This window comes from Bacillus sp. RK1064, from assembly GCF_051488405.1.
GTDB lineage: Bacteria > Bacillota > Bacilli > Bacillales > Bacillaceae > Bacillus.
This window is the reverse complement of sequence record NZ_JBPSCZ010000001.1, coordinates 2,733,001-2,750,422: the sequence shown is the minus strand read 5'-3', so window position 1 is coordinate 2,750,422 and position 17,422 is coordinate 2,733,001. Positions and strand designations below refer to the sequence as shown.

Below are 17,422 nucleotides of genomic sequence, written 5' to 3'. Positions count from 1 at the left end.
CCTCTATAATTCCTTTGTCATAAATAAACTGTTTGGATCTTCTTGATATGAATCGAAAGGCGGGCAAATATAAAAACCAACACTCTCATATAGTTTTCTTGCTGGCTCAAAGAAAGACATCGCACCTGTCTCTAAGCTGACACGTGAATATCCGCGCCTTTTCGCCTCTTGGAGAAGATGGTTCAGCATATACCTTGCTACACCTTTTCGCATATGGAGAGCTGCGGTCCTCATTGATTTGATTTCGCCGTGATCACTTGACAGCTCCTTTAACGCTCCGCAGCCAAGAAGCTCCTCTCCTTCCCGCACACTCCACACTGTGACATCTTGCTTTTTCAAATCAGCTAACGGAAGGGCATGAATGCTTTCTGGCGGGGAATGCTCTTTCATTTCTTCTATATGAGCGGTAATCAGCTGCTCTATTTGTCCATCCGTGAGTGTATCTTGTTGAATGTACATGTCTATCACTCCTTCACGATCATTGTACGTGAAGAGTCAGCATTCACCTGCTGTTATGTCAGATAAACGAACAAACAACCGGCATCCAACCGCCAGTTGTTCTTTTGATATCAACTATTTATGAAGAAAGTACCGCTTGTAACTCTTCTGCTGTACTGCTTTCAAGCTGACTTCCGACTCCTACTGCCACTGCGCCTGCTTTCAGCCATTTTGGCACATCGGCTGGATGAATACCGCCCGTTGGAATAAATTCAATCTCTGGAAACGGACCTTGTAAGTTTTTCATATAGGATAAACCGAAGGAACCGCTTGGAAAAAGCTTGAGCAAGCAGTAGCCATCTGCTTTTGCCTGCATGATTTCACTTGGGGTGAGGACACCTGGTACATAGAGTGTGTCGTGAAATGAGAGATGCTCTCCGATCACAGGGAGATATCCTGGACTGACAATAAATTGTGAGCCTGCGTCAATGGCTGATTGTGCCTGCTCAAGGGTTGTGATTGTGCCTGCTCCTACAATCAGATCTTGCTCATGCTGAAAGGACGCGATGATGTGTTCAGCATTAGGCGTGGTATACGTCACTTCAATGGCTCGAACGCCTTTTTTCTTTAAACGCTCAATGGTCTCAATGCCTTCTGCTTCACTCCCCGCTCTCACCACTGCGATCAGCTTACAAGCCGCGAGCTGCTCTTTAACGCTCAAACTTGCTGACTTGCCCATATCCTTCATCTCCCTTCATATATTCTCGTCTGTGATATCGTTTGGCTTCTTTCATAAAAGCCTGAAGCTCTTCCCGAGTAGGCAGTCCGTCTTTATCGCCAGGAGACATCACCGCAAGAGCTCCTACAGCATTGCCTCTTGTCACAGATTTTTCATATGATAAACCGTCCAATAAGCCGCTGATGACCCCCACGGCAAATCCATCACCGGCACCGACTGTATCAACGACATCTGGCACATAAAATCCACTCACAATCCCCTGGCTGGCTGCACTTTTATAAAAGGCACCTTCTGCACCGAGCTTTATGACCACAAGCTTGACGCCTTTTTGCAAATAAACATCGGCAATCTCTTCCGGCTCGTGACAGCCTGTGAGCCTTTGCCCTTCTGCAAGCCCCGGAAAAAACCAATCCACTTGAAAAGCCATTTGATTCACCGTATGGATCATATCTTCCTCCTCTTCCCATAGCTGCAGCCGAAGGTTTGGATCAAATGAAATGGTTTTGCCTGCTTCTTTCATTTTTTGAAGAGCACAAAAAGAAAACGCTCTCATTTCACTGGATAATGCAGGCGGAATGCCTGTCATATGGAGGTGTCCTGCCTGTTTGAAATAGCTGGCGGGAAAGTCGCTTGGACTCATTGTGCTCGCAGCAGAGCCTTTACGATAATACGTGACGTCAGGGTCTCCATCCATCACTTTTGATTTAAGTAAAATCCCTGTTTGAGACCCATCATTTGAACGGATCACTGCACTTGTATCGACCCCTTCTTTTTGAAGCTCTTCTAAAATAAATGTGCCAAGTGAATCTGCTCCGACTTTGCTCATCCATCCCACATCAAAGCCAAGCCTTGCCAAACCGACTGCCACGTTACTTTCGGCACCAGCAAGCGCCTTTTGAAATGTCTGCACTTGATGAAGCTCTCCGGCTTCTTTTGCGTAAAACATCGCCATTGATTCCCCAAATGTGACCGCATCCAATGCTTTCACTCATTTCTCCCCTCTCTTGGTACCGGTTTCAAATCAGCTGAAAAAGAGAGAGCATGCACGTATGTATACTCTTCTCTTCTATCGTTTATAAAGATTTTCTTACGATGATTTCTCCATCAAGCTGAATGGTTTGGGGCGCACTTTCATCCCCTTCAAGCCGTGTCTTGATTTTTTGCATTGCGGCTTTCCCCATTTCATGAGATGGCTGGGCAACCGTTGTAATTCCAGGCCCAATCAGCTTATACCATTCTGTATCATCAAACCCTGCAATGCCTATCTCCTCTGGAATCTTTATCCCAAGCTCTACAAGTTCACTTATCAGCTTCAGCATGAGTAATCCATTGGCTGCTAAAATCGCTTTTTTCTGTTGGTTTAGTTGTACAAAACGGACAAGCTCTTCTCGCAATTGCTCCTTTTTCTTCAAATCAATTTCTGCAATAATGGACGGCTTATGTTTACTCATAGCTGTCTGTTCATATGCTTCTTTTCGTTCTTCACGAGGACTGATTCCATCGACCGGCTCAGTAAAGAAGGCGATGTGCTCATAGCCTTTCTCATACATTTGTTGAAGCAGCCGGATCGTGATATCACGGTTATTCGTTGTCACTGTGTCGACTTTTAGTTCAGGTAACTTCCGGTCAACAAGGACAATCGGTACACCGTTTTTCTTAAAATCCTGCAGAATGTCATTGTTCTGGCCTGTCGTATTGATGATGAGCCCTTCAATATAATGCGCATTCAGCTTGAGGAGCATTTCTCGTTCTTTTTCTGGACGGTTATCTGTGTTGCACACCATGATGCTGTATCCATATTCATCACAAATTTCTTCGACACCGCGAAGTGTCGCTACAGAGAATGGATTCGTAATGTCGGCTACAATAAACCCAATGACCTTGCTTTTTCTTACTTTCAATCCTTGAGCGAGCTGACTCGGACGATAATGGAGTTCCTCAATGGCTTTCTTGATTTTTTTTACCTTATCAGCAGAAATTTCATTTGTTCTGCCATTGATATATCTAGATACAGTTGATTTTGAAACACCTGCATAAGCGGCCACTTCGTTGATGGTGACTTTCGTTTGCTTTTTCTCTTTCATTCAAAAAACTCCCACAATCGATATCTTCTCATTTGTTTCGAAACCGATTTCAAATAACTTAAAAAGAGCATATCATAATTTCATGCATTCCAGAAGATTTTTTTGCATGAAGAGGGCAAAAAATCATCTAAATAAATAAAAAGAAAACGATTTCAAAATAACGGTTGACGGCGTTCTCTTTTTCCTCTAGAATTTTCCTTGAAACCGATACCAAATAAAACATCAATATTTTGTTTCAGATGGAAAGGGAGGCTTATCTCAAATGGAAAATCGTTATGCTGTACACCCTGAGCAGGTCAAACGTTTTACAACAGAGGAACTTCGTCGTCATTTTCATATTCCTACGCTATTCGTCAGTGGTGAATTAAAGCTCTACTATTCGCATGAGGATCGCGTGGTGATTGGCGGAGTCATGCCGGCAGCAGAGCCGCTCAAATTAGATGCCGGAGACTTTTTACGTACGGAATATTTCCTTGAAAGACGAGAGATCGGCATTGTGAATGTCGGCGGACAAGGAACGGTTACTGTCGATGGTGAGGCTTTTGTGCTGGAGCATAAAGATTTCTTATATATTGGGCTTGGACACGAAGATGTACAGTTTGCTAGTTCATCAGGCGAAGAGGCCAAGTTCTATCTTGTATCAGCCACGGCTCATCAAGCGTACCCTACACAAAAAGCAGCCATCGCTGAATTAACACCAAATCACTTAGGGGAAGCGTCTGCTTCAAACGTACGAAACCTGTATCAAGTCATCCACGCAAACGGTATCCAAAGCTGTCAGCTCATGATGGGAATCACTCAGCTGGAAACAAATAACACATGGAACACGATGCCCGCTCATATTCATGATCGGCGTATGGAAGTGTACTTATATCTTGATATCGAAGAGGATGCTCGTGTCTTTCATTTTATGGGAGAGCCATCTGAAACAAGACATCTCGTTGTCGCCAATGAGGAAGCGGTCATTTCTCCTGCCTGGTCCATTCATTCAGGATCAGGTACAGCGAATTATTCATTTATTTGGGCGATGGCAGGCGAGAACTATACGTTCAAAGATATGGACTTTGTCCCAATGGACCAGCTGAGGTAATGTGATGACGTCAGCATCCTATGTAGCGTCCCTCTTTTCTCTTGAAGGCAAAACAGCCCTTGTGACAGGTCCTGGAACCGGCATTGGGCAGGGCATTGCTGTGGCGCTTGCCAGATCAGGCGCAGATATTATCGGCACATACCACCACACACCGCTTGAGGAAACGAAAGCGCTAGTCGAGCAGGCGGGCCGCTCATTTCATGCGGTTCAGGTTGACTTTTCCGACCCTCAAACTGCAAAGCAGGCTGTCGATGCCATGTTACAAAAGCATACGATCGATATTTTAATCAATAATGCTGGCACCATTAAAAGAGAGCAGGCCGCTCATTATTCAGAGGAAGATTGGCATACGGTCATGGATGTGAATATCAATAGTCTCTTTTTCCTCACCCAAAGGGTTGGACAGCAGATGCTGAAAAACAGGCAAGGGAAAATTGTCAATATCGCCTCCCTTCTTTCGTTTCAAGGCGGCGTCTTTGTCCCCGCTTATACAGCAAGTAAACACGCAGTCGCAGGGCTGACGAAGGCCTTTGCAAACGAATGGGCGAACCAGCATATACAAGTGAATGCGATCGCTCCTGGTTACATTGCGACCAATAACACGCAAGCCATTCGAGACGATGGAAATCGAAATGAAGAGATACTCAAACGAATCCCCGCCGGGCGCTGGGGTAAGCCCGAGGATCTAGCCGGCGCTGCTGTTTTCCTTAGCTCACCAGCCTCTGATTATATGAACGGTCATATTTTAGCTGTTGATGGCGGCTGGCTTGCCAGATAAACACACGAGAGAATTCCTATTTGCAGGGATTCTCTTTTTTCTATTTGCATAATTCTCCTCCTATCGAGTCACTCTATAAAAAACATGACATGAGGGTGAGGTATTATGAAAAGTCGTATTGAACAAGATATAGCGTCCGTCATCAAGCGTGTCAAAAGCTTTGCCGGGAAAAGTGATGATATCGTGTTCCACTCATTTTCATTTGGCCCTTCTGCTATCTCTGCATGTCTCATGTACGTTGAAGGACTCACAGAATTTGAGATGCTTTCCAAGCAAATCATTTCACCCATGCAAAAGGAACTGGACATCACCGAGGTTGATTCTACTACGCTTCCGTCCCTGTCTAAAACGTTCTTTGGAATTCAAAATGACGTGCTGGAAGATATGAACCTTGCCATCGAGCAGTTATATAACGGCAGGGCTATTTTATTTGTAAATGGGGCAACACAAGCACTTGCGCTCCAAACGAACCTTTTTCAATTTAGAGAAGTAGAAGAGCCGCAATCGGAAGTCCTTGTAAGAGGGCCGCGGATCGGTTTTATTGAAAATCTTGAAAAAAACACAGCTTTAATCCGTGAGCGGGCAAACGACCCTAACCTTGTCATTCAAAAGATAAATGTAGGTACTCGCAATAAAAAGTCTGCTGCCCTTGTGTACGTTCGTGATATTGTTGATCCCAAATTAGTAGAAGATATTTTATCACGCATGACCGAAATCAAAATGGATGACATCCCTGAAACCGGCTATATTGAACAGCTGATTGAGGACAGCCATATCTCCATTTTTCCGCAGATTCAAAATACAGAACGTCCAGACAGGGTGATCGCATCCGTGCTTGAAGGCAAAGTCTCCATTTTGCTCGACGGCACACCTTTTGCCCTCATCATGCCTATGACACTTACAGCCTTGATGCAATCACCGGAGGATTATTACCAAAGATGGACAAGTGCGACTCTTTTGCGCCTACTCCGTTATTTTGCCGTACTGTTAACGATTTTTTTACCAGGGCTCTACATCGCTCTTGTCTCATATCACCCCGGTTTATTACCAACACGAATGGCACTCACCATTGCAGGCAGCAGGCAGAATGTTCCGTTTCCTCCTGTTGTCGAGGCGATTCTTATGTCTTTTACGATTGAGCTGCTGCGAGAAGCTGGACTTCGGCTTCCTAGAGCCATCGGGCAGACGATTGGGCTCATTGGCGGCGTCATCATTGGTCAGGCGGCTGTCCAAGCCAATATCGTCAGTGCGTTAATGGTGATTATCGTGTCGCTGACCGCATTGGCCGATTTCACTGCCCCTTCGTATGACTTTAGTTTCCCGCTGCGCATCTTGCGCTTTATGGCCATTTTCAGTTCAGCGATGCTTGGGTTATACGGCTTGATCATGTGTTATTTATTTGTGCTTTGTCACCTGATGCAATTAAAGACCTTTGGTTTTGACTATTTCACACCTGTTTTATCTTCACCGTTTTCAGATTTAAAGGATACGTACGTACGTTTACCAATTGGGCTATTTAAATCGAGACCGAAAACAGCAAAAATAAAAAATCTCAAAAGACAAGGAGATTAAACGATGTACAGAGCTGAGAAGCTATCATTGTTACAAGTCACCATTCTGTGCAGCTCTACAATGATAGGCGCTGGAATTTTAACCATTCCACGCAGTTCTGCCAATTCAGGGTTCCCTGATGGCTGGATCATTGTATTAATACAGGGAGTCATCTTTGCTTTCGTTGCTTTTTTGTTAGGATGGATTGCTGAAAAAAATGCGCCGGACACCATTTTTGAGTCAAATAAAAAAGGAGCCGGTGCATTCTTTGGCACGATCTTTAATTTAATGCTGATCGCTTATTTACTAGGCATTGTCGGCTTTGAAGCGCGTGTCCTCGGGGAAGTGGTCCAATTTTTCCTGCTGGAATCGACTCCTATGGCAGTGATTGTGATGATTTTTCTTCTTGTGGCGATCTATCATTTGAAAAGTGGTATCTTTCCAATAGTGAAAATGGTGACATACATATATCCGATGACGATGATCATTTATATTGGGCTCATGCTGTTTAGTTTGAAAATATTCGATTTTGATTACTTACGCCCGGTGATGGCGAACGGGTTTAAAGATTTCAGTAATTTGTTCTCTCAAACATTTATTCAATTTACAGGCTTTGAGGTCATTTTGTTTGTTGTACCACTCATTTATAAAGACAAATGGTCGAAGGCGAAATGGGCCGCTGCGATCGGGGTCGGAATTACCTCACTTATCTATTCTCTCACGCTCTTTATTGTGATTGGTTCCATGACCGTTGGAGAAACGAAATCCCTCACCTGGCCCACTGTCTCCCTCATTCAAGCACTAGAACTTGAAGGGGTCTTCATTGAACGGTTTGATATTTTTTTACTGACGATCTGGACGTGCCAGCAGTTCATTTGCATGCTTGGCTTTTTCCAATTTGCCATTAAAGGGTGCCACACGGTCTTTAAGACGACCAATGTAACGAGACTGCTTTGGCTGCTGTTTTTGATTACCTCTGCCCTCTCTTTATTTCCGAGAAATATCAATGAAGTTTTTTACTACTCTACTTTACTCGGCTACGCATTGTTCGCGGTTTTAGCCATTCCTTTTATTACAGCTGTTCTGCTGATGATACGTAAAAAATGGGGAGGTCGTTCTGCATGAGAGGAAGGCGTGTATTGTTCATCTTTTTATCCTGCTGTCTTATCCTTTTATCATCAGGGTGCTGGGATTTAAAGGATATTGAAAAACTATCGTTTGTACGCGGTGTTGGTATTGATGAGGAAGATGAGAATGGAGTTAAGCTGACCTACCAAAACCTTGTACCGAAAACAGGCGGAACACAAGAAGCCGATTCTCCTGGCTATGTGAATGTCGTCTCAAAAGGGAAAAATGTGCTGGAGGCTGTCAGTAATGTCGCCTTAAAGGACCCGCCGATCTATAGTGATCATCTGAAAATCTTCTTGTTCGGCAAAAATCAGGCAGAGCATCACGATATTCAAGGAACGCTCAATCACTTTATACGAGATGATGAGGTTAGGCGAAGCAGCTATCTTCTCGTGTCACGAAATGATGCGTCAAAAGTGATCAACCAAAAATTGAAATCTCAGCAAAAGGTTCCGGTTGAGAATATCTTTGAAACATCTAAAAACCGAAGCTTTAATGGGAAAATTTTGCTGCCAACACGTATTGGCCGGGCGTCCGATTACTTTCAGATGGGCATTAGCTTCCTTGTACAAAGTGTAGATGCGATAAACGGTGAACTTATTTATGATGGGGCAGGAATTATAGATGGAAAAACACGAAAACTGATTGGCTTCATCCCTTCGAAGGATGTCCAATCTTTAAACTGGGTGATGGACCGAATCTCAGGCGGTGTTGTACCTGCCACCTACAAAGACTTTCCGATCACGTATGAAATTAAGAAATCAAAAACCAAGGTTGAACCCTATCTGAACAATGGGAAAATTTCCTTTAAAATTTGCATACAAACAAATGGAAAATTATCAGAGGATCAATACCCTCCTGAAAATTCATACGATGAGCAGTACATCAAACGATTTGAGCAGATTTTCTCTAAGAAAATTAAAGGACACATTCAAAAAGCAGTGAGTCATATGCAAAATGAAGTAGGCGTTGATCCTATCTTTTTAAGCAAGCATTTCCGTATTAAATACCCTGACTATTGGGAAAAGCATCGAAACGAGTGGGATACGCTCTTTCAAGAAGCGGATATCGAATATGATGTCAAAGTCAGCATTTTAAACTTTGGGGCAGAAGGCGCAACAAAAAGCTTCAAATGGTAATGCAAAAGGCGGTTATCCCGAAGGGGAGCCGCCTTTTTTACGCACGACAATTAAAAGCTGATATAGAGTCACTTGATCAGACAACGCTTTTGTTTGAAAGCCAAGTGACGCTCCTACTCTCGCCACCTCGTCAAAAAACAATTGGACGTTTTGATCAATCTGAACATTGATCCGCTGCTCGATCACCCGTTCAAACAAATAGTCTGGGAAAAGTGCACGCATCGTGTTTAGTGTGAAGAACCTCAGGTGGCCTCGGTCTAAAATCCCTGCATCTTGATACGTAAAATCCCCTGTCATTAACGGGAGAAGCACCTCCGCATGCATCATGTTTGGCAGGCAGCAAATGACCACACCGCCCGGTTTTAAAGATGCGTGCGCTTGTTCAATGATGTGCCAAGGATCTGACACATGCTCTAAAACATCAGAAAAAATAATCGCATCAAAAAAAGCTTTTTTCTCTAACCACGGGTATTCATCTGCTTTTGCCTCGATGACTTCTTCATAATATGCCTTTGCAATGGCTGCTTTTAATGGATCTTTCTCTACCCCGTACATTTCAACAGACTGCCGATTCATTAGTTCAAGCCCTGTGGCCCCTGCACCGCATCCCACATCAAGCACACATACAGCGTCTTCAGGCAGCAAAGCCGCAAAGTACGGATGGGGGGTCATCAGATTGAGATCAATGCCCCATTTATCTAAAAACCGAAGCCTGTTCTCAGCAAACAGTGTAGAGATGTTCGTTTCTTGATTCGCACGAAAGGTTGCATGACCGTGATGATGCACAAATGAATCGTGGACGATTTGCAGCTGATATCCCTTTAGCAAGGATCTCAAACAAAGATCGTCATCCTCAAAAGATCCATACACGAACCGCTCATCAAATAACCCCACCTCTTCAATGAGCTCTCTTTTCACAAGCAGACAAAACCCCACAAGTCGATGTACATAAGTTCTCTGACCTTTTTTCGCAGCCGTATAATTCTTCGCAAATACTGAGAGCTCCTTCACATCTGTATACGATGGCTCGACCATTTGAGGACCGCTCACATAATTGGAGACTGGTCCTACCATCCCAATACGTTCTGATGCAAATAACGCCTCTTTTAATGGAGAAAGCCAGTTTTCCGTTACGATCGTGTCGTTATTTAAAAAGAGAATGCTATCTCCTGTCGCTTTTTTCGCTCCTTGATTACATCCCTTTGCATAGCCTTGATTCTCTGTGTTTTCAATGAAAATCACATCTTTCAGTTCTCTCACATATTCCTTCGTACCGTCGGTTGACGCATTATCAACGATGATGAGTTCATATTGGTCACTTCGGGTATGGTGCTTGATGCTGTCGATACATTTTTTCGTTAAATGCAGTTCATTGTACGTCAGCATGACAATGCTCGTTTTCCCTTTCATCTCATTTCCACCTTTCGCTCGCCTGTTCCATATGTATGTCATATGCAGCACGTTCAGAAGATGAGAGATTGTCCTTTCTTGATTAAACGTTTGTTTAACAAAGAAAAACCAGCTGTATGCGGGCAGCTGGTCGTTGTTCACACCGTTTTTCCTTCCTCACCTGTGACGGCACGGTTCCTCTTTTTTAAATCTTCTTCAATTTCTTCAAGACTTTTCCCTTTCGTTTCAGTCACCATATATTTCACAAACAAGAAGGCGCCTACGCCGATGACCGCGTAAATGAGAAAAAGATTACTGATACCCATCGCGCTTAATAGAGCTGGGAATGTAAGCGAGATGATTAAATTCCCTGTATGAAGGAGGAAAGTAGAGACGCCTGTACCGATTCCTCTTACATGTACCGGGAACAGCTCCGGAAGCATCACCCAAACGACTGGACCCCAGCTGACAGCAAAGATGACGATGAAGAGTCCTAAACAAATAATGGTTGTCCATCCTGCAGCTGTTGACCCCTCGAAAAATCGATTGACCACTGACAGGACAATTAAACTTAGGACCATGCCAGCATTTCCAAATAAGAGCAGCGCTTTACGCCCTACACGGTCAATGATTTTAATCGCCACAAACGTCATGACGACATTCACTGCCCCAATTCCGACGGTTCCTAAAATTGCCGCTGAATTACCAAAGCCAACGCTTGTGAATGTTTTTGGTGCATAGTAAATAATTGTATTGGTTCCGATAAACTGCTGCAGAAAGGCAAGACCGACACCAGCAATTAATGCTGGGCGTACCCATGGCTCAAATAATTCCTTAAAACCGCCTTTTTCTTCACTTTCTGCCTGTTGAATATCTGAAATTTCTTCTTCAACTTCTTGCTTACTCTTTCTGAGTTTAGATAATATCTCTTTCGCACGGTCTGCCTGTCCATGGACAAACAGCCAGCGGGGACTTTCCGGCATAAACAAAATCCCACATAATAAAAGCACAGAAGGCACGACCGCAATTCCAAGCATCAGGCGCCATGCCTCTGCATCCGCTAAAGCGTAGTTCACAATATAGGCGAGAAGAATACCAAATGTGATCATGAGCTGGTTTAATGAGGACAGTGCACCTCGAGATTCCTTTGGAGCAAGTTCAGATAAATATAAGGGAACAATCGTTGTCGAGCAACCGACAGCAAGCCCTAGTACAATTCGGAATAAGACCATCACTTCCGTATTCGGAGCAAGGGCTGTACCAAATCCGCCGATAATAAACAAAATCGCTGCGGCGATGATGGCTTTTTTCCGCCCGAATTGGTCTGTCAGCTTTCCAGAAAGAGAGGAACCGAGCATCGCCCCGATTAAAATCGAGCTGACAACAAGTCCCTCTGTAAACGCGTTTAACCCTAAATCCTCTTTCATAAATAAGATGGCGCCAGAAATGACACCTGTATCATAGCCATATAAGGCGCCGCCAAGTGCGCCGAAGAAATAAAGCCATCCATTCCGATTTTTCATGTTCATAACCCCTCTTTTGTTCTGTATGTACTGGATGTTTCTCTTTGGAAAATCATTTTCCTCACTTCCTGTCATTTCAAACATTTCGATGTTTTATGACAAATATATTTCATTTGCGTATCATTGAAACTTTTTAAGATAAGAAAACGTCAATTAAGCGTTAGTGAAAAAAATGTCGCACTATATCCCGTTTTAAGGTATATTTGTTTTAGTTTGTAAGCAAAAAGAAGGACATCTTTACTATAAAAATCATAGCGAGGGTTTAAAATATATGGATCAATCAAGAAGCAAACGCAAAGGAAAAAAGCGTTTAAAGCCATGGGTGAAAGTCACTCTATTTATAGTCGGTATTCTTTTACTGACAACCGCTTCTGTCACAGGCTATGCCTACTATAAAGTGACAAGCGCTGCCAAAAAAGCGCAAGTATCTTTAGATCGCGGCGCTCAATCTGTCAAAAGGATTGAAGCATTCGATCCTGGGAAAGACAGCTTTTCTGTCTTGCTGCTTGGCATTGACAGCAGACCGGGCGAAACAGTGAAACAGGCACGAAGCGACGCAATGGTCTTAGCAACAGTCAATCGTACAAATAAAACCGTGAAATTATTAAGCATTCCAAGGGACTCATATGTGAATATTCCAGGGCATGGCTATGACAAAATTACACATGCACACGCATTTGGCGGTGCAGATTTAACCTTGAGTACAGTCGAAGATTTACTAGATATTCCGGTTGATTTTGTGATCCAAAGTAATTTCAAAGCATTTAAAGAGATCGTCAATGAACTAAACGGAGTCTCTATTAACGTCAAGGATGAATATGTGGTCAAACAGGTTCTAAAAGATACAAAGGGCAAGGTACAGCTTCAAACAGGAACTCATACACTAGACGGTGATCAAGCTCTCGCATATGTGAGAACAAGAAAAGCAGATAGTGATTTAATGCGCGGGCAGCGTCAAATGGAAGTATTAAAAGCCATTTTTGATAAATCAAAATCGTTAACATCTATTCCATCATATGACAATATCATTGATACACTTGGTGAGAATGTCTCAACCAATCTTTCAATGAAAGAGCTAGTCGGGCTTTTCCCGCTTCTGACGTCATTGAAATCGGTCGATACCATTCAGCTTAAAGGCTCTGATTACCAGCCAAACGGGGTTTATTATTACCAATTGGATCAAAACCAGCTAAACGAAGTGAAGACTGAATTGAAGAAACAGCTTGAATTATCATAAACAGAAAGCGTCCCTAAGGGGGCGCTTTCTGTTTGTTGACAAAGGGCTAAAATGGTTTTTATTTTAGCTCTTTGTCTTCTTTTCAGCGTGTAGACGATGATGTAGATTTTAACCCTTTGGCTTATTCCCTTGATCATTCGATCATTTTTGTTTAGCCTTGATAGAGAGGAACAAGCATCCCATTGCTCATGAGAATGAAGGAAATCGTACATACTTTAAAAAGGCTATTGCATGCATGAAGGAGGATTTGACAGCGATGAAAAAAATGATTGCGATTGATTTAGACGGTACACTTTTAAATACAAAAAGTGAAATATCTGTTCAAAACCGGGAGGCATTGATTCGTGCGAAGGAAGCGGGATATATTGTCACCATCTGTACAGGGCGGGCGACTTTTGATGTAAAGGAACTGCTTGGCGATTTGGACATCCCCATTATTGCAGCAAACGGCGGAACCGTTCATACCGAAGGATACGAACTTTTCAGCCGTATCACACTTGACCAAGAAGCAGGAAAACAAGCGGCTAAGGCATTAGTAGAACGAAACATTTACTTTGAGGTCTATACGGACGATGCGCTCCTCTCTCCTTTTGATGGAAAAGAGAAGCTGAAAGCAGAATTTGATGTCATCAAAAGTGCGAACCCAAATGAGGATGTAGCTGATTTATGGGAAGGAGCGATGACTCAATTCAAACAATTTGGCATCAAACCAGTAGATGATATTCGCCAGATTTTTGAGTCGAATGAAGCGACCTATAAATTACTCTGCTTCTCATTTGATATGAACAAACTACAGGAAGCACGAAATCTTCTAGCGGAAATGCCTGAGCTTTCATTGACCTCTTCTGGAAAACATATCATTGAGGTACTGCCAAAAGAGTCTGGGAAAGGACATGCTCTCAAAAAGCTCGCAGCTCATTATGGCGTAGACCGCTCACATATTTATGCGATTGGCGACAGCCCCAACGATCTATCCATGTTTGAGGAAGCAAGCCACCGCATTGCAATGGGAAATGCCGTAGATGTTATTAAAGAAAAGAGCACCTACATCACAAAAGGCAATCATGAAGACGGTGTTGCTTACTTTATTGATCTGCTTTTACAAAATCAATTACACGAAAAAAAGACGCTAGTCTGATCAGCGCCTAGAGAGAAGTCTAGAAGTCCGATACGAGCGTGGATCGGGCTTTTTCTTTATTTTTTGATTCTAACAGCCGTCTCATACTTATCCTTCCAGTACGTACTTGTTTTCATATTCGTAAGCACGACACCATTTGAGACGGTCACATGAATGACTTGATTTGACCCTGCATAAATCGCCGGCACCAATGACGTTCCACTAAAGAAAACGAGATCTCCTGGCTTCAGCTCCGAACGTTTCACAGGCGTACCTGTCTTGACTTGACCTGACGCATAGCGAGGCAGATCAATACCAAGCACTTCTCGATACACGTATTGTGTGAACCCTGCTGTGTCAAATCCCTCTTCTGGATTCGTCCCGCCTTTGACATAAGGGACTTCCCCAATATACGTTGCCGCTTTTGATACAACCGGATCTTCTTTTGATAATTTCAGGTCCGTTAATCGTTTCGCACCTGTCCATTTCTCGCGCCAATACGATTCAGACAAATAAGAAATCGTGACACTTTCCGAACGGCTCGCATGAATAAAACGATCGCCCCCAATATACATCCCTACATGAGAAATACCTCGCTTATATGTGTTGCTAAAAAAGACAAAATCCCCTGGACGTATATCCGCTAATGCCACTTTTTCTCCAACCATCCACTGCTGTTCAGCACTTCGAGGTAAATAAATCCCTAGTGATTTTTCAAATAAATATTGTAAAAAGCCTGAACAATCAAAGCCAACCTTAGGGTCTGCTGCACCAAATACATAAGGAATACCTAAATATTTCATCGCATCTTTCACAAGACGGTCATCAGAGATTTCCGGTGTACCGGGCAGTCGTTTGACTGCATAAAATCGGTCTGTCCAGTATTTGCTTTTGCTGACATCTGTTTTCACCACACCTTGACTGAGCGTGATGTGGATGATCTGATCGTTACCAGCGTACAACGCCACATGTGTCGGGATATCCTTTGTTTCTTCAAGGCTGCGGAAATATACAAGGTCACCGGGCTGCGCTTTGTCCCATGATACCTTTTCCCCAATCTGATACTGGTCGATCACCTTCCGCGGCAAATCAAATGCTCCTGATGTCTTGTACACATATTGAATCAATCCAGATGCGTCAAAGCCCGTTTTTGGATCGGTTCCTCCTTTATGATAAGGTGTTCCGATCAGCTTTTCCGCTTGCTCCAAAGGAGACGCTGTTTGAGCAGATACTTCTGATTGAGACATGAACATCAGCCCTACGAGCGCACACCCACCAATCAATATTTCTTTCCATTTCATGATCTTTCCCCTCCTTTCTTCTATAGTTTCGGCATGACACCTTTCATTTTACACCTTTTTTCGACAAAAAAGAGCACGCAATGCGCGCCCTCTATGCTCTTTAAAATTATTTACTTGCTTCCGTTTTTGACTGCTTTTGCTGTTCGATTTTCTGCATTTCAACCGAGATCTTTTGTTTTTCATGATCTGTGAGGCTGTCACTAAATTTAAAAGCAGACATAAAGACAAAGACTAAAATTAACGCAACAAACGGCCAGCTTGCTTTTAGGAATTTCATTTCTTCTCTTTCCCTCCGTTTTCTTTTAAGTGTTTAACTTTATCAGCGTGATCTACTTCAAAGAAAATGTGTCCGTCTTTTTCTTTCCAATCCGCATTCGTACCATTTGTCAGCATACGGATAATGGATTTTGATTCAAAAGATCCTGCTTTAACCGGAGCAGGTGTTGCTTCCTTGATGTACATTGGGACAACTTCAAATGTCGCTTTTCCATCTTCATTCAGATGATACTGAACAAGTGCAGAATCACGTGTTCTTGACCAGCCTTGGTCAAAAATAAAGTTCCCTAAGCTATAGAAGATCGCCGTACCGTTATAGACTTCCATTGGCTCAAGAACGTGCGGATGAGCACCGATAATGATATCAGCACCAGCTTTTGACATCGCTCTTGCCAATTCTCTTTGTCTATCGTTTACCTCATTGTTGTACTCCTGTCCCCAGTGAGCATGAACAACGACGATATCTGCCTTTTCAGCAGCCTGCGAGATCATCGGAATAAAGATAGATGGATCGGCTGGCAAGATACCCGCCTGGCGATTCGTTGCTTTAAAATCTTTCCCATACACATCAGTAAAACCAAGTGTAGCGATTTTGACACCATTTACTTCTTTGTACGAAATGTTCTGCTTCGCATCCTGAAGGTTACGGCCTGCGCCTGTATAATCCATGCCAGCATGTTCAAAGGCATCAATCGTGTTGTTCAGCCCTTTTTCACCATAGTCTGCCGCATGGTTATTCGCAAAGTTTAATACAGAGAAATTCAAATCCTTCAATGCTTTGACAGAATCTTCGTCTGTTTTCAAATGAATATTCTTTTGTGCCGCTTGTTCTTTATCTGATGCGACTGGATGCTCAAAGTTACCAGTCACATAATCTGACACATCAAAATATGGCTTGGCGTAACGAAAGAGATGCTGTTTTCCATAACGGTCTGTTACTTTCTCTACGTTTCTTCCGAACATAATGTCACCGACAAACGAAGCGGTCAGGATGTTTTCTGGATTCTTTTGTACAGTTGGCACTTGTGCTTTCCCGATAAACGTAAATAGAAATGTACAAGCAATGACAATCGGTAAAGCAATCAGTACGTGTTTATTCGTCTTTTTCTTTTGGTTCTTTGTGATTTTCAGCAGCTTTTCCTGAAAGCTCAATTTTTTATTCATCATTGGACACACCTTATCTTAAAATAGATAGTAAACATACATGATGGCAAATGTTGCACCACTTAGAAGTAACGTGCTTCCAAGGGTAATCGTAAGACCTTGCTTTTGAATCGTATTTGCAATCAATCCAGGAACGATAATACCGATTCCGCGGAATTCTGCTATTTCAAATGGAACCACTGGATAGAAGAAATCAAATACAAGCTTTAAGGCGATCCCTGTAATTAGCATCGCAGCAAACTTTCTGCGTCCGTATAAAATCATAAATTTCGATAGACCAAAGCGAACGATGACATACGTAAGCAAGCTGACAGATAAGACAACTAAAATAAAGACTGGCTGGTTAAATACAAGCGCCAGATAACCTGGGACAACAAGTCCAGCTGGTACGATTCCTGTTTTTTCTGCAAAGATTAAACTAAGTAGAACACCTAAAATTAACGAGATATAAAGATCTGATCCGAACAT

General features: G+C 43.0%; 17 protein-coding genes. 7 read left to right on the top strand and 10 right to left on the bottom strand.

The window, feature by feature from the left end:
• Nucleotides 1–3: 3 nt before the first annotated feature.
• The 4 genes from ACSSTM_RS14065 to ACSSTM_RS14050 form a co-directional block, all read right to left on the bottom strand.
• Nucleotides 4–459, bottom strand: a complete 456-nt coding sequence (locus ACSSTM_RS14065; RefSeq protein ID WP_034660191.1) for a GNAT family N-acetyltransferase — start codon at nucleotides 457–459, stop codon at nucleotides 4–6.
• Between the two features lie 118 nt (nucleotides 460–577).
• Entirely contained in the window at nucleotides 578–1,177 is a 600-nt protein-coding gene (locus ACSSTM_RS14060) for a bifunctional 4-hydroxy-2-oxoglutarate aldolase/2-dehydro-3-deoxy-phosphogluconate aldolase (protein WP_034660192.1), read from the bottom strand.
• A complete protein-coding gene (locus tag ACSSTM_RS14055; protein ID WP_034660193.1) occupies nucleotides 1,149–2,165 on the bottom strand; it encodes a sugar kinase in 1,017 nt (338 codons plus the stop codon). Before ACSSTM_RS14055 ends, ACSSTM_RS14060 begins: the two co-directional genes overlap by 29 nt.
• An 85-nt stretch (nucleotides 2,166–2,250) precedes the next feature.
• On the bottom strand, nucleotides 2,251–3,261 hold the full coding sequence (locus ACSSTM_RS14050; protein ID WP_095285707.1) for a LacI family DNA-binding transcriptional regulator: 1,011 nt from the start codon (nucleotides 3,259–3,261) through the stop codon (nucleotides 2,251–2,253).
• Between the two features lie 262 nt (nucleotides 3,262–3,523).
• On the opposite strand from ACSSTM_RS14050, the gene kduI reads away from it, so the two are divergent.
• From kduI to ACSSTM_RS14025, 5 genes are all read left to right on the top strand, one after another.
• A complete protein-coding gene (gene kduI / locus ACSSTM_RS14045) occupies nucleotides 3,524–4,351 on the top strand; it encodes a 5-dehydro-4-deoxy-D-glucuronate isomerase (protein WP_066031644.1) in 828 nt (275 codons plus the stop codon).
• Nucleotides 4,352–4,355: 4 nt separating this feature from the next.
• Nucleotides 4,356–5,129 carry a 2-dehydro-3-deoxy-D-gluconate 5-dehydrogenase KduD gene (kduD, locus tag ACSSTM_RS14040; protein WP_034660196.1) on the top strand — a complete coding sequence of 258 codons (774 nt, stop codon included), beginning with the start codon at nucleotides 4,356–4,358 and terminating at the stop codon, nucleotides 5,127–5,129.
• Between the two features lie 105 nt (nucleotides 5,130–5,234).
• Complete coding sequence (locus ACSSTM_RS14035) at nucleotides 5,235–6,701, top strand: spore germination protein (protein WP_034660198.1); 1,467 nt, start codon at nucleotides 5,235–5,237, stop codon at nucleotides 6,699–6,701.
• A 3-nt stretch (nucleotides 6,702–6,704) separates the two neighbouring features.
• Nucleotides 6,705–7,805, top strand: coding sequence for a GerAB/ArcD/ProY family transporter (locus ACSSTM_RS14030; protein WP_034660200.1), 1,101 nt, complete (start codon nucleotides 6,705–6,707; stop codon nucleotides 7,803–7,805).
• Nucleotides 7,802–8,947 carry a Ger(x)C family spore germination protein gene (locus tag ACSSTM_RS14025; RefSeq protein ID WP_034660201.1) on the top strand — a complete coding sequence of 382 codons (1,146 nt, stop codon included), beginning with the start codon at nucleotides 7,802–7,804 and terminating at the stop codon, nucleotides 8,945–8,947. Before ACSSTM_RS14030 ends, ACSSTM_RS14025 begins: the two co-directional genes overlap by 4 nt.
• A 12-nt stretch (nucleotides 8,948–8,959) precedes the next feature.
• Here ACSSTM_RS14025 and ACSSTM_RS14020 read toward each other — a convergent pair whose 3' ends face one another.
• Together ACSSTM_RS14020 and ACSSTM_RS14015 are read right to left on the bottom strand one after the other, a co-directional pair.
• Nucleotides 8,960–10,357, bottom strand: coding sequence for a bifunctional glycosyltransferase family 2 protein/class I SAM-dependent methyltransferase (locus ACSSTM_RS14020; RefSeq protein WP_309416106.1), 1,398 nt, complete (start codon nucleotides 10,355–10,357; stop codon nucleotides 8,960–8,962).
• A gap of 137 nt (nucleotides 10,358–10,494) precedes the next feature.
• Nucleotides 10,495–11,859 (bottom strand): sugar porter family MFS transporter, encoded by a 1,365-nt coding sequence (locus ACSSTM_RS14015; protein ID WP_095285705.1) that lies wholly within the window; start codon nucleotides 11,857–11,859, stop codon nucleotides 10,495–10,497.
• Between the two features lie 271 nt (nucleotides 11,860–12,130).
• Between ACSSTM_RS14015 and ACSSTM_RS14010 the strand changes: the two genes are divergently transcribed.
• On the top strand, nucleotides 12,131–13,096 hold the full coding sequence (locus tag ACSSTM_RS14010; RefSeq protein ID WP_034660205.1) for an LCP family protein: 966 nt from the start codon (nucleotides 12,131–12,133) through the stop codon (nucleotides 13,094–13,096).
• Between the two features lie 256 nt (nucleotides 13,097–13,352).
• Complete coding sequence (locus ACSSTM_RS14005) at nucleotides 13,353–14,234, top strand: Cof-type HAD-IIB family hydrolase (RefSeq protein ID WP_420734957.1); 882 nt, start codon at nucleotides 13,353–13,355, stop codon at nucleotides 14,232–14,234.
• A gap of 56 nt (nucleotides 14,235–14,290) precedes the next feature.
• Here the strand turns inward: ACSSTM_RS14005 and ACSSTM_RS14000 are convergent, their stop codons facing one another.
• From ACSSTM_RS14000 to pgsC, 4 genes are all read right to left on the bottom strand, one after another.
• Nucleotides 14,291–15,514 carry a C40 family peptidase gene (locus tag ACSSTM_RS14000; protein ID WP_095285704.1) on the bottom strand — a complete coding sequence of 408 codons (1,224 nt, stop codon included), beginning with the start codon at nucleotides 15,512–15,514 and terminating at the stop codon, nucleotides 14,291–14,293.
• A 106-nt stretch (nucleotides 15,515–15,620) separates the two neighbouring features.
• A complete protein-coding gene (locus ACSSTM_RS13995) occupies nucleotides 15,621–15,791 on the bottom strand; it encodes a hypothetical protein (protein ID WP_003213661.1) in 171 nt (56 codons plus the stop codon).
• Complete coding sequence (locus ACSSTM_RS13990) at nucleotides 15,788–16,954, bottom strand: CapA family protein (RefSeq protein WP_034660209.1); 1,167 nt, start codon at nucleotides 16,952–16,954, stop codon at nucleotides 15,788–15,790. The genes ACSSTM_RS13995 and ACSSTM_RS13990 overlap by 4 nt, the downstream gene beginning before the upstream one ends.
• A gap of 18 nt (nucleotides 16,955–16,972) precedes the next feature.
• Nucleotides 16,973–17,422: a poly-gamma-glutamate biosynthesis protein PgsC gene (gene pgsC, locus ACSSTM_RS13985; RefSeq protein ID WP_012011488.1), complete on the bottom strand. Its 450-nt coding sequence runs from the start codon at nucleotides 17,420–17,422 to the stop codon at nucleotides 16,973–16,975.